Origin of the sequence: Gilvibacter sp. SZ-19, assembly GCF_002163875.1 — a bacterium.
In the GTDB taxonomy this organism is placed as follows: domain Bacteria; phylum Bacteroidota; class Bacteroidia; order Flavobacteriales; family Flavobacteriaceae; genus Gilvibacter.
Map to the genome: position 1 here is coordinate 1,484,429 of NZ_CP019333.1, position 13,711 is coordinate 1,498,139.

General features: G+C 44.1%; 10 protein-coding genes. 7 read left to right on the forward strand and 3 right to left on the reverse strand.

What is annotated here, in order from left to right:
- The first annotated feature begins 52 nt into the window (after positions 1-52).
- The 4 genes from BTO09_RS06820 to BTO09_RS06835 all read left to right on the forward strand — a co-directional run bounded on the left by BTO09_RS06820 (position 53) and on the right by BTO09_RS06835 (position 6,437).
- Positions 53-2,896, forward strand: coding sequence for a glycosyl hydrolase (locus tag BTO09_RS06820; protein WP_087524060.1), 2,844 nt, complete (start codon positions 53-55; stop codon positions 2,894-2,896).
- Positions 2,897-3,003: 107 nt separating this feature from the next.
- Positions 3,004-3,669 carry a succinate dehydrogenase cytochrome b subunit gene (locus BTO09_RS06825; RefSeq protein ID WP_087524061.1) on the forward strand — a complete coding sequence of 222 codons (666 nt, stop codon included), beginning with the start codon at positions 3,004-3,006 and terminating at the stop codon, positions 3,667-3,669.
- An 11-nt stretch (positions 3,670-3,680) separates the two neighbouring features.
- On the forward strand, positions 3,681-5,684 hold the full coding sequence (locus tag BTO09_RS06830) for a fumarate reductase/succinate dehydrogenase flavoprotein subunit (protein ID WP_087524062.1): 2,004 nt from the start codon (positions 3,681-3,683) through the stop codon (positions 5,682-5,684).
- Between the two features lie 6 nt (positions 5,685-5,690).
- Positions 5,691-6,437 carry a succinate dehydrogenase/fumarate reductase iron-sulfur subunit gene (locus BTO09_RS06835; protein ID WP_087524063.1) on the forward strand — a complete coding sequence of 249 codons (747 nt, stop codon included), beginning with the start codon at positions 5,691-5,693 and terminating at the stop codon, positions 6,435-6,437.
- On the opposite strand, the gene BTO09_RS06840 is transcribed toward BTO09_RS06835, so the two are convergent.
- Entirely contained in the window at positions 6,438-8,693 is a 2,256-nt protein-coding gene (locus tag BTO09_RS06840) for a response regulator (protein ID WP_087524064.1), read from the reverse strand.
- Between the two features lie 102 nt (positions 8,694-8,795).
- On the opposite strand from BTO09_RS06840, the gene BTO09_RS06845 reads away from it, so the two are divergent.
- Genes BTO09_RS06845 through BTO09_RS06855 form a run of 3 tightly spaced genes read left to right on the forward strand, consistent with a single transcriptional unit; the run spans position 8,796 to position 11,228 of the window.
- Positions 8,796-9,947 (forward strand): methionine aminotransferase, encoded by a 1,152-nt coding sequence (locus tag BTO09_RS06845; protein ID WP_087524065.1) that lies wholly within the window; start codon positions 8,796-8,798, stop codon positions 9,945-9,947.
- A gap of 26 nt (positions 9,948-9,973) precedes the next feature.
- On the forward strand, positions 9,974-10,447 hold the full coding sequence (locus BTO09_RS06850; protein ID WP_087524066.1) for an ankyrin repeat domain-containing protein: 474 nt from the start codon (positions 9,974-9,976) through the stop codon (positions 10,445-10,447).
- Positions 10,440-11,228: an amidohydrolase gene (locus BTO09_RS06855; RefSeq protein WP_087524067.1), complete on the forward strand. Its 789-nt coding sequence runs from the start codon at positions 10,440-10,442 to the stop codon at positions 11,226-11,228. Before BTO09_RS06850 ends, BTO09_RS06855 begins: the two co-directional genes overlap by 8 nt.
- Here BTO09_RS06855 and BTO09_RS06860 read toward each other — a convergent pair.
- Together BTO09_RS06860 and BTO09_RS06865 are read right to left on the reverse strand one after the other, a co-directional pair.
- Complete coding sequence (locus BTO09_RS06860; RefSeq protein ID WP_087524068.1) at positions 11,212-12,831, reverse strand: Ig-like domain-containing protein; 1,620 nt, start codon at positions 12,829-12,831, stop codon at positions 11,212-11,214. The two genes, BTO09_RS06855 and BTO09_RS06860, sit on opposite strands and share 17 nt — an antisense overlap.
- Before the next feature lie 202 nt (positions 12,832-13,033).
- Positions 13,034-13,702: a ComF family protein gene (locus BTO09_RS06865; protein WP_087524069.1), complete on the reverse strand. Its 669-nt coding sequence runs from the start codon at positions 13,700-13,702 to the stop codon at positions 13,034-13,036.
- Between the last annotated feature and the right edge of the window lie 9 nt (positions 13,703-13,711).

Sequence of the window (13,711 nt, forward strand, 5' to 3'; positions counted from 1 at the left end):
GAAGTCGTAATTTAACGTTCTGAATTAGTTCATTAACCAACCATTGATAAAAATGCGACACTACCTTCTCGCGCTGGGAATGCTCAGTTTTAGTTTTCTAAACGCGCAAACCCCGGCCACTTCTGCTGCTCAAGTAGAAGCCGGTATCCAAGCCAAAGCGCAACTCACGGAAACTTCATTAGTTAAGAACCTGCCATTTACCAACATTGGCCCTACGGTCATGAGTGGTCGAGTAGTTGACTTAGCCGTTAATCCAAACGATCCTACCGAGTTTTACGTAGGCTACGCTAGCGGCGGTGTTTGGTACACCAACAACAATGGGATCTCATTCTCGCCAGTGCTAGATAACAGTCCTACGCAAAATGTCGGGGATATTGCAGTCGATTGGAAAAACGGTACCCTATGGGTGGGGACTGGAGAGGTCAATGCTTCCCGTTCTTCTTATGCGGGGATCGGTTTGCTGCGTTCTGACGATATGGGAAAGACCTGGACCAATATGGGTCTAAAAGATTCGCATCACATCAGCAGGATCTTGATCAACCCAAACAACCCGGATGAAGTGGTTGTAGGTGTTGCAGGGCACTTGTATTCTACCAATGCCGAGCGCGGTGTATTCAAAACTGTGAACGGTGGTAAGACCTGGAACAAAGTACTTTTTGTGAACGATCAAACAGGGATAATAGACGTGGCTGTTGACCCGAACAACTTCAATAATATGTATGCCTCTGCCTGGGATAAGGATCGCAAAGCTTGGAACTTTAGAGGTAGCGGAGCAGGCAGTGGAATTTATAAATCTACCGATGCCGGAAACACTTGGACCAAGGTCAGTGTTCCTAACAGTGGCTTTCCAACAGGAGAAGGAGTTGGTAGAATTGGACTTTCCGTTGTAGATGCCAATACCGTATATGCCATACACGATAATCAAGATCGCAGACCAGATATGGGAGGTGGTCGTGGTAACGGTGGTTTGACAAAGAACGATTTTAAAGGTATGGCCAAGTCCGCCTTTTTAAGTTTGGAAGACAGCAAACTCAATGCTTTTCTTAGAGAGAATCGCTTTCCGCAGCAATACCAAGCCAGTAACGTAAAACAAATGGTGCGTTCTGGTAGTTTGGAGCCAGAGGATCTTGCACTTTATTTGGAAGATGCCAACAGTCAGTTGTTTGACACTCCAGTAATTGGTGCAGAGGTTTACAAGAGCACCAACGGAGGAAAGACTTGGAAAAAGACGCACGAAGGCTATTTAGATGATCTTTATTACTCCTATGGATATTACTTCGGAATGATCCATGTAGATCCAAGCAATGCCGATAATATCTATGTTTACGGAGTTCCTATTTTGAACTCTAAAGACGGAGGTAAGACCTTTAAATTCATAGGTGGTGACAATGTGCATTCAGATCATCACGCACTTTGGATCAACCCTAAAAAACCTGGGCACCTAATTAACGGAAACGACGGCGGAGTGAACATCTCCTACGACGACGGGAAGACCTGGATGAAGAACAACAGTCCTTCTGTAGGGCAGTTCTACGCTATCCAAGTAGACAATGAAACGCCTTATAATGTCTATGGTGGTTTGCAAGATAACGGCGTTTGGAAAGGTTCGAGCACCAATACTGAATCTACGCGCTGGCAAGCGAGCGGTCAATACGGCTTTGAATCCATCATGGGTGGAGACGGGATGCAGATCCAGGTAGATAGCCGAAACAGTGATATCGTTTACACCGGATTCCAATTCGGAAACTACTTTAGACTCAACTTGGGCACAGGAGATCAGAAAAGACTCAGCATAAGACACAAATTGGGCGAGCGTCCGTATCGCTTCAATTGGCAGACACCGATCTTGTTGTCTCCTCACAACCAAGACATCTTGTATTTGGGTGGAAACAAATTGATGCGTTCTATGAACCAAGGAGACGATTTCGAAGCTATTTCTGGCGATCTGACCACTGGAGGTAAAAAAGGAAATGTAGCTTATGGAACCTTGACGACTATAAGCGAATCGATCTTTCAGTTTGGAATGATCTATACCGGAAGTGACGACGGATTGATCCATTTGACCCGAGATGCAGGTGGATCTTGGACCAATGTGTCCTCTGGTTTACCGAATGATCTTTGGGTATCTCGTGTAGAGGCTTCCAAGCATAAGAAAGCACGTGTCTATGCAAGTTTGAACGGCTACCGTTGGGATGATTTTTCTCCTTATGTGTATGTAAGTGAAGATTTTGGAGCGACTTGGAAGAACATAAGCAGCAATTTGCCCGCCTCTCCGGTAAATGTGATCAAGGAAGATCCTAAGAATATGAATGTGTTGTATGTAGGAACAGATAATGGGGCCTATGTTTCTGTGGATAGAGGTCAAAGCTGGCATCCGTTCAGCGAAGGATTGCCTAATGTAGCGGTGCACGATCTAATTGTTCATCCGGATGCTTCAGAACTCGTTTTGGGTACTCACGGCCGCTCTATTTATAAAGCCGATGTTTCTATGTTGCAAGCCATCAGTGCCGACGTGATGAATAGTGTGGTGATCAAAGGCCTGGACCCGATAAATCATTCCAGACGTTGGGGAGCTTCCTTTGGCAAGTGGTACGATGCCTTTGAACCTGAAGTTACTGTGGACTTTTACAGTCCTGCAGCAGGAAAGGCAACTGTTACCATAACCAATGCTGCCGGTGTAGAGGTACAGCGTATGCAAGTGCAGGCAGATAAAGGCTTCAACACTATGAATTACGACCTGAGCATGAGCTCCAAGGCCCAGAAAGCCCTCAGCAAGGATAAATCCGCAGGAGTATATCCGGCTCAGAACGGAAAATACTACCTGCCAAAAGGAGACTACACCATTACCATAAAGGCTGGTGGAAGTTCCGCCAGTTCGGCCTTAAGCCTGAAGTAGATAGCGTATTTAAAATAAATCTAAATAACAAGGGAATCAAACTTTAATTCTTGGGTTTGATTCCCTTGTGTCGTAAATTTGTACCACTAAAAAGTAATCGCAATCCTATGGGAATTTTATCCTCTTCAATTGCCCGTAAAGTCGCCATGGCGCTTTCGGGATTGTTTCTTGTAGTTTTCTTGACCCAACACTGTGTGATCAATATGACCTCCGTATTGGATCCAGACACCTTTAACAGCTGGTCTCATTTTATGGGAACTAACGGTTTGGTGCAGTTTGCACTACAGCCTGTTCTGATCTTTGGTGTGGTATTTCACTTTGTGATGGGCTTTGTCCTAGAGATGAAGAACAGAAGTGCCAGAGCTCACAAATACGCCATGTACAAAGGTAGCGCTAATGCATCTTGGGCTTCTAGAAACATGATCATATCTGGTATCGTGGTATTGGCCTTCTTAGGGCTTCACTTTTATGATTTCTGGGTGCCAGAGATCGTACACAAATACATCGAGACACATCCGGAGGATCCGACACGCTACTACGCTGAAACAGTGCACAAGTTTGAAAGCCCAGTTCGCGTTGGACTTTATGTATTGGCTTTCGCATTACTAGCTGTACACTTGTGGCATGGATTCTCATCCAGCTTCCAATCGGTTGGATTCAACAACAAATACTCTAAGGCCTTGCAAGGATTTACCAAAGCCTTCGCCATTGTGATCCCGTTGTTGTTTGCTGTGATCGCGCTTTACCATCACTTTAATCAAATTCCACACTAATACTATCGCATATGTCAGTTCTAAATTCAAATATACCTGCAGGACCACTAGCCGATAAGTGGACAAAACATAAAAATGAAATTGACCTGGTTAACCCAGCCAACAAGCGTAATATAGACGTAATTGTGGTGGGAACAGGTTTGGCAGGCGGATCTGCTGCTGCTACCCTAGCAGAGCTTGGGTACAACGTAAAGACCTTCTGCTATCAAGATTCTCCAAGACGTGCGCACTCAATTGCTGCCCAAGGAGGAATCAACGCTGCTAAGAATTATCAAGGAGATGGTGACTCTACTTACCGTCTCTTCTACGATACCATCAAGGGAGGGGATTATCGCTCTCGCGAAGCCAACGTATACCGTTTGGCTGAGGTGTCTGGAAATATCATTGACCAATGTGTGGCTCAAGGAGTTCCTTTTGCTCGTGAGTACGGAGGTCTACTAGATAACCGTTCCTTCGGAGGGGTTTTGGTTTCTCGTACCTTTTATGCCAAAGGTCAGACGGGACAGCAATTGTTACTCGGAGCTTACTCCGCAATGAACCGTCAGATCAACCGTGGGAAGATCAAAGCGTTCAACCGTCATGAAATGCTCGACTTAGTGATCGTAGACGGCAAGGCGCGCGGAATTATAGCGCGTGATCTGGTTACTGGAGAATTGGAGCGTCACTCGGCACACGCTGTAGTGATCGCAACCGGTGGTTACGGAAACGTATTCTACCTTTCAACCAATGCCATGGGAAGTAACGTAACTGCTTCTTGGAAGATCCACAAACGCGGTGCTTATTTTGCAAACCCATGTTTTACGCAGATTCACCCAACGTGTATTCCAGTTTCTGGAGACCATCAGTCTAAATTGACTTTGATGTCCGAATCATTGAGAAACGACGGACGTATTTGGGTCCCTGCCAAAAAAGAAGATGCCGAAGCCATCCGCGCAGGTAAGCTCAAGCCAACAGAACTTAAAGAAGAAGATCGCGACTACTATCTAGAACGCAGATACCCATCATTTGGTAACCTTGTGCCTCGTGACGTTGCTTCGCGTGCAGCCAAGGAGCGTTGTGATGCAGGATTCGGTGTGAACAAGACTGGAGAAGCTGTATACTTGGACTTTGCCGCGGCCATTGAGCGCTACGGAAAAGAACAAGCTGCTATTCAAGGAAATCACAATCCGACCAAAGAAGAATGGCTCGCTCTAGGAGAAAAGGTCATTGAAACCAAATACGGAAACCTCTTCCAGATGTATGAGAAGATCGTAGATGAGAATCCGTATAAAACCCCAATGATGATCTACCCTGCAGTACACTATACTATGGGTGGAATTTGGGTGGACTACAACCTGCAAACCACTATTCCTGGTTGTTATGCAGCAGGAGAGGCTAACTTCTCAGACCACGGAGCGAACCGTTTAGGAGCTTCTGCTTTGATGCAAGGTTTGGCAGACGGTTATTTTGTATTGCCATACACTATAGGAGACTATTTGTCTAATGATATCCGTACCGGACCAATCAGCACAGAGACACCTGAGTTTGAGGAAGCCGAGAACAACGTGAGAACTACACTGGAGAAGTTGGTCAACAACAACGGAACCAAATCCGTAGATCACTTCCACAAACGCTTGGGTAAGATCATGTGGAACGAGGTAGGAATGTCTCGTAACGCAGAAGGTCTTAAAAAAGCCATGAAAGAGATCAAAGCGCTGCGCGAAGAATTCTGGAAAGAAGTTCGTGTACCTGGTGAGATGAACAGTATGAATCCGGAGTTAGAAAAAGCCATGCGAGTAGCAGACTTTTTAGAGCTTGGAGAACTCTTTGCCAAGGATGCACTAGAGCGCAACGAATCTTGTGGAGGTCACTTTAGAGAAGAATATCAGACCGAAGAGGGTGAAGCCCTCAGAGACGACGAAAATTATATGTACGTAGCAGCTTGGGAGTATAAAGGCGAGCCTGCAGATGCAGTTCTGCACAAGGAATCGCTAGACTACGAAAACATAGAAGTTAAAACCAGAAGTTATAAATAAACCGTTATGAACTTAACACTTAAGATCTGGAGACAAAAAGATGCCCAGTCCAAGGGTAGCATGCAAACCTATTCCATTTCTGGAATTGAAGGCGATATGTCTTTCTTGGAAATGCTGGACGTACTCAATACTGAACTCATTGAAAAAGGCGAGGAGCCTGTAGTATTCGATCACGACTGTCGTGAGGGGATCTGCGGATCTTGTTCGCTTATGATCAACGGAGAGCCTCACGGGCCAGACCGTTTGATCACTACTTGCCAGCTGCACATGCGTAAATTCAACGACGGTGACACTATTGTTATCGAGCCGTTCCGCGCAAAAGCATTCCCGGTGATCAAAGACCTTATGGTAGACCGTTCTGCTTTTGACCGCATTCAACACGCTGGAGGATACATTTCTGTAAATACTTCAGGTAACACCATAGACGCTAACGCTATTCCAGTAGAAAAGGCAGACGCAGACGCTTCTTTTATGGCAGCGGCTTGTATTGGTTGTGGAGCCTGTGTGGCGGCTTGTAAGAACGCCAGCGCTATGCTATTCACCTCAGCTAAAGTGAGCCAATATGCTTTATTGCCTCAAGGTAAAGTGGAGGCAACCCGCCGCGTATTGAACATGGTGGAGCAAATGGATAAAGAAGGTTTCGGAAACTGTACCAATACCGGAGCTTGCGAGGTAGAATGTCCTAAAGGTATCTCTTTAGAGAACATCGCTCGTATGAACCGCGAGTACTTATCTGCTAGCGTTAAAGGCTAATTACATCGCACGTAAGTGCTGATTAGAAACATTCTGAATTCGCTGCAAGAAGATATTCTTTAGAATGGTCTGCTTGAATTTTGTGATGTCGTAAGGCTTCACAATGATATCATTCATACCGGCCTCGAATATACTGAATCGTACTTCTTCTATTTCTACAGCTGTTAGGGCCAAGATAGGAATGCGCTTGTTGAACATTCGTATCTCTTTGGTGGCCTGAATTCCGTCTTTTATCGGCATATTGATATCCATAAGTATAAGATCAAAGTCTTGTACTTTGGTCATATCTACTGCTTGTTGTCCGTTTTCTGCGATAAAACAATTCACCTTGTGTTTTTCTAGGATCTTCTGAGTTACCTTCTGATTGATTCGGTTATCCTCCACCACTAAAATGGTCTTTCCTTCTAGATTCTTAGGATCGATCATAGATGTGGAGTCCTTTTCTGGTGTTTCTTGCACCACCTCAAAGCTCAGCGAAAAGCTGAATTCCGAGCCCTTGCCCAGTTCACTTTTCAGGTGGATGTTAGCTCCGGATTTGTTTAACAATTTCTTCACAATTGGCAATCCAAGTCCAGTGCCTTGGTAATTGTAGTTCTCCTCTTGTCCTATTTGCGAGAATTCATCGAAGATATCGTTCTGTTTTTCTGCGGGAATTCCAATTCCGGTGTCTATCACACTGAAATTGGCTTTTACGGCCTCGCCAGCTACAGATTCTTTAACAACCTTGACGGTTATAGTACCGTTCTCTGTGAACTTACAGGCATTACTGATAAGATTCATAAGAATTTGCGCCAATTGCATGGCGTTTCCTCTAACTGTGGTAGGCAGTTCGTGGTCTATCTCTAATTGGAACTTGTTTTTGTTTTGTATGAGCAGGTATTCGAAAGAACCCGAAAGTGTGCCTATAAGATCGCGCAAGTTAAAAACTGTGTATTCGTCTTGTTGGCTGTTGGAGTCGAGTTTGTTTATCTGAAGCACATCGTTAATAAGGGCCAAAAGATAATCCGCAGAGAACTTCAGTAAACTCAAGTCCTTTTTGTGTTTGCTGAGCGATTTATCTTCCATCAAAAGCGTGCTCAAACCTATAACTCCATATAAAGGTGTGCGCAATTCATGGCTTACTGTAGAAAAGAACTTTGTCTTGGCCTTGCTCATGCGTTCCGATTCTTCTTTGGCTTTCTTGAATTCGCGGTTCTTTATCTTGAGTTCCTGAACCAGTTTCTTCCTGTTTCGAGAAACTAAAAACAACAAGATCATAGAAAGCAAGCAAAAGGCAGAAAGCGTTATAAGGTAATTGTTAAGCCTGTTCTTATTGGTAAGCACTTCTTCTTGCATCTGCTGTTCCAACTGAGCGGCCTTCATGTCTCGTTTGTATTCGTCCACCTGAAATTTAGCCACCATCATTTCTGTTTCGGTAGAGGCAATATCGCTTAGATTTTGGCTGAGGTACTGGTTGTACTTTTCCTGCATTTCAAAGGCTTCCTTGTACCTTTGCTGCGCAAAGAGACTTTGACTATAACCGTAATAAGCAGATTCTAATTCGACCGGGAGATCAGCCGCTGTGGCTTCTTCTATTACCTTATTGTAATACAGATCGGCGGTTTCATAGTCTTGTTTAATCAAGTAATATTCCGCAGAAAGTCCGTCTAAACCTATACCAAAAGACTCGAAGTCATGGTGCTTCCGCAGCGCTTTAGATTTGACAATATGAATATATGCCGCTTCATAATCTTCCAGATCCATAGCAGTCAATGCGGCATTGTAATGCGCTTTGGCAAGTCTTACAGAATCCTTGATCATAGTAAAACCTTCTATGGCTTGGTTGTGGTATTTTTTGGCGAGTTGATAATTGATATTTACAGTAGAATACATATTGCCCAGATCCATATATGACAAGGCTACTGCAGTGTCATTTTTAGCTTCCATGGCGTATTTCTGAGACTTTAAAAAGCTCTCTTTTGCATTAACCGTGTCTGTTATTACGAGATAATCATAGGCCAAATTGCGATACGCCAGATGCAAAAGCTCTGGTTTCTTCAATACATTGGCAGCATCTAAAAGCGTAATATTAAGCTTTAGTGATTCTTTGTATTTTCCATTAAAGTAATAGGAATCCGAGGAGTCAATCAACGCACGAAACTCCCTTTCTGTAAGGGGTTTCTTTCCATCTGTCAGGTTTTGTGCCGTAGCCTGCGAAAGGCAAAATAGCAATACGCCAAGGGCACAAAAGCGCAATACGGGGTAGCACTTATGCATAATTCATCGATAAATTTGGGTAAATCAAAGATATGAAAAAGAATGTAAAAACCTAGTTTACAGTGTATTTTGAGTGTTTTTTATTGTTTTATCTTTAGACTGATGAAATCCAAACTACCAAACACAACGACCAGTATCTTTAGTGTAATGTCTGCTATGGCGGCCAAATACGGAGCTTTGAATTTGTCTCAAGGCTTTCCCAACTTTGAAATCGATCCGCTTCTGAGCGATTTGGTCGCAAAGGCCATGCGCGAAGGTCACAACCAATATGCCCCTATGCCCGGACTTTTGCCACTTAGGGAGCAAATATCGGCTCAAACCCAGGCAGCACATAACAAATATTACGATCCTGATTCAGAAATAACCATAACCGCGGGAGCAACCCAAGCAATTTATACGGCTATAACTGCTTTGGTTCATCCAGGAGATGAGGTGATCTTATTTGCACCAGCCTATGACTGTTACGCCCCAGCTGTAGAAATCCAAGGAGCCAAAGCAGTAGCCTTGCAGTTAGAGGCGCCAACTTACCGTATCGATTGGGAATTGGTCAAAGAGCACATCACTACCAAAACGCGAATGCTCATTATCAATTCTCCGCACAATCCAAGTGGAACCTTGCTGTCTGAAAATGACATGCTGGCCTTAGAGCAATTGGTGGTGGAACACGATCTTTTGGTACTCTCTGACGAGGTGTACCAACATATTGTATTTGATGGTCAGACCCATTATAGTGCAGCTCGTTTCGAAGGGCTGGCAGCGCGCTCGGTGATCACAGCTTCCTTTGGGAAGACCTTTCATGCTACGGGCTGGAAGCTCGGATATTGTCTGGCTCCAAAGCCTTTAATGGAAGAGATCCGTAAGGTGCATCAATATTTGGTCTTTAGTGTGAATCATCCGGTACAAAGAGCCTTGGCTACCTATTTGGAAGAGCCGTCGCATTATTCCAATTTAGGGTCGTTTTATCAACAAAAAAGAGATACCTTTTTACAAGGATTGGAAGGCACAGCTTTTAAGGCAGTTCCCAGTGGGGGAACCTATTTTCAAATGGTGGATTACAGCGCCATTTCTAGCGAAGGGGACATTCATTTTGCGGCCCGTCTTACACAGGAATACGGCTTGGCTGCTATACCGACCTCCGTCTTTAATAAAGAGGAGCGTAATGATCATATGCTGCGATTTTGTTTTGCCAAAACAGATCAAACCTTGGCAAAGGCCGCCGCTATTCTCAAACAAATACAACCGCAATTGGCCTAATTAGGTCAAACTAGAACAGTAATACTATGGAAGCTGAATTTATCAATGCTGTACGCGAGGCCCGTTTAAAGGACATTGAGGCCTATTTGAACACCCAACCGAACTTGTTGAACTGGAAAGATCAACGCGGATCTACGGCCTTGTTGCTTGCAACATATTACGGACACGAAGCCGTAGTGGAGTATCTTTTAAAGCGCAACCCAGAGATCAATGCCCAAGATCAAGCCGGGAATACGGCTTTGATGGGGGTTTGTTTTAAAGGCTATTTGAATATAGCTAAAATGCTTATCCAAGCGGGGGCCGATGTCAACAAGACGAATTTCAATGGAGCTTCAGCGCTTATCTATGCGGCCATGTTCAATAAAGAAGAACTCGTGGCTTTATTGTTAGAAAATGGCGCCGATACTGGTCAAAAAGACGAAAGAGGTCTCACTGCAAAGGATCATGCTCAAATGCAGGGATTTTCAAATTTGGTGGCTTTAATTGCATCTTATGAATAAGAAGCCCAATTTAACCCTTGCAATTTTGCAGCAGGATCTGGTTTGGGAGAATCCGCAAGCCAATCGAATGCTTTTTGAAAACATACTGTCAGAATTGACAAAGCCTTGCGATCTGGTGGTCTTGCCCGAGATGTTCACTACGGGTTTTAGTATGAATGCTGCGGACTTGTGGGAGGAACCAGACGGCCCAACTACACAGTGGATGAAGCAGATGGCGGCAACTCATAACACAGCCATCACAGGTAGTATCATCATCAAAGAGAACAACAAATTCTATAATAGGTTGCTTTTTGTATATACCGACGGAGAAGTTCGCACCTACGATAAACGTCATTGTTTTACTTTGGCGGGAGAACATGAGGTCTACACACCAGGAACCGACCGCTTACAAGTGGAATTAAACGGTTGGCAGATCTGTCCGCTTATCTGCTACGATCTGCGTTTTCCGGTATGGGCGCGGAACACTTCGGATTACGATCTGTTGCTTTATGTTGCTAATTGGCCAAAAACTCGGATAAAGGCTTGGGACACACTCTTGCAAGCGCGGGCCATTGAGAACATGAGTTATTGTGTTGGAGTAAACCGAATTGGAGAAGACGGTAACGGCTATCCATATGTTGGACATTCTGCAGTTTATGATCCTCTCGGGGAGCTGATTTCTACTGCGGATTTTGAATCGACCATTGCTCAAATAGTTGAACTAGACGCTGCGTATCTGCAAAAAGTACGCGACAAGCTCCGCTTTTTAGACGATAGAGATTCTTTTAATCTGGAAGTCTAAAGGTCACCTCTCGAATCCAGTTAGAATTCATTTCTTCTGCGCCTTGGGTGTAGAAAACAGGCTCTGCCTGCGTCTTGTTTAAAAAATTACCCGGATCCCAGCGGCCGTTACCATTTAGATCGTAAATAACGCGTATGTAATATTCCCCTGGTGCAATGTATTGAAACTTTACAGGCTTGGCTGCTGTAAGATAATAGGAGTCATCTAGGTCGCCGTTGGATTTGACCAGCTCCACGATCACAGGATAAGACTTCACGTTGGCAAGGTTTACTGTAAGGGTACCGAAATCGCTATAATTCTGCGTGGCTACACGGTAGTTCAAGGTGTCATTCTTATTGCCAAAGTAATCGGTCAAGGCACCTGGTAGGATCTCTATATTATAGGTTTGAGATTCCTTGTATTCGAAAGGGAACTCCACGCGATTGTATAGGCTGTCAATCTTGTAGTCAAAGACTATCTGCATCGAATCCTTATTGGTGATCTTGATTAGTTCTGGCAGTACACTGTCTATAGGCGTGTCACTTTTTAAAGCGAATACCTGATCAAAATCGATACGTCCGGATTTCTCTGCACGGACATTCAGCGTGTCCAGATTAAAATCTCTCCAACGCAGCACCAAGGTGTCTAAAAGGTCTTGGTTCTTAGCGTGGAAGATCAGACTGTCTGCTTTGATCTTTGGGCGGATCCACAAACGAATACTGTCTCTTTCTTGGTCTTTGGTCTGTCTGGTCTCAAAACCATTGGCTGGAGCTGATAATGCTACCTTTAGACTATCAGCAGCACCGCGATAACCAAACAGCACTTGCCCTCCAGAAACTTGAACGGGACGCTCCAAATTATAATCCAAGACCTCCTTAAATAAAGACAGCTCGTAAGTTGTATCTGCAGGGACTTCAATGTACTGATTCAGATAGCCGATCTTGTCTTGCCCAGGCTCAAAGGTGTAATTGAAGTTAGAGTCCTTCATGGCCGTGAGCAGGTATTTTCCTGCCTTTAAATTCTCTAGTGCAAAGCTCGAGGTACTATCGGTCACATTGGTGATATAGTAAGGTTTTTCTAAAAAGACCACGGAGTCGGTATAGGTAGAATCTACCTGATACAACATGACCGTAAGATCTTTTTCTGGCTCGCGCAAAAAGGCATCTTTAACACGACCGCTTACCGATAGGCTGTCTATATAACTGCCGGTTGAGAAAACATAACGGTAATAGGGATATTCGTTGTTCTCATTATTATCTGCGATACTCTTTCCAAAGTTTATGGCGTAAGTAGTATTGGGCTTCAAGGTATCGTTGATCTTGATCTTGATGAACTTGGCAGCACCCAAGGGTGAAATATCTGGTGGATTATCAAAAGGTGGCGAAACGATCATTTGCCGCGAGGCGTTGTTGAGCCTGATATACTCATCAAAATAGATCCGGATTTCCTTAGCGTCAAAATTCACGCTGTAGTTTTCCGGAACAGTGCGAATAACAACGGGAGCAATGGTATCTCTAGGGCCACCTTCTGGGCTGCCTTTTTTTGCACAAGAAGCAGGGCTCAAGGCTAAAAGGGCGGTCACTGCGATCGCTAAAAGTGCTTTACAAAAGGCGGGCAATTTCATCTATTTAAAAATTTTTATTCCCTTGGTTGTCAAGCAAATAAAAAATATTTGCATAGATCAACCGCTTCGCTTTCGCACAAAAATCTTAATTATAGCAACGGGTATGCTAATAACTAAATTTGTTTGTGCTCATTTCATAATCGGCAAAGTAACAACTATCTCTGTTTTTTTACGGACTATACCGCTACTTTTTTGGTTCAGCTTATTCGGTTATCGCAATAGTAGCAAAACTCAGGCGTACATCCGCAGCGTTTAACAGCACTTTTGCACAGGCTTCTAAGGTGGCTCCGGTGGTTATCACATCGTCCACTAATAATATGTGCATACCTGCTTGAGGTTCAAATGATCTGCTGCATTTAAACCGATGCTCCCGTTCAAAACGATGTTTGCGATTCAGTTTTACGCTAGATCGTGCGCTGTCTATACGCTCCAAAGCCTTAAGAGCTACTTGAGTTTGGAGTGTCTCGGCCAAATCCGCAGCGAACTGATCTACTTGATTATAGCCACGTTTTCGCAATCTTTTTTTGCTGAGTGGTACAGGTACAATTAAATCAAACTCGGGCTTCACTTCCAGTTGATTCAGCAAGGTTCCCATCCGAAGCGCAAAATAAGACCCTAATTGTTGCTGCCCTTTGTATTTGAGTTGGTGCAATAAGCGTTGTGTAAGATTGGTTTGTTCAAACCGCAAGAGCGAAAAACCGCTCTCTAGATCCAAAAGGCCATAGAATCTTTGGGTAAACAGATTATTTTTGATATTCTTTGGGAAGCAAATAGCCAGTTCATTCTGACAATTAACGCACAAGACCTGCGAACCATTAGCAAGTCTACGGTCACAACCGCAACATAGGTGCGGAAAAAACAGCTTTAACATTTTAGAAAG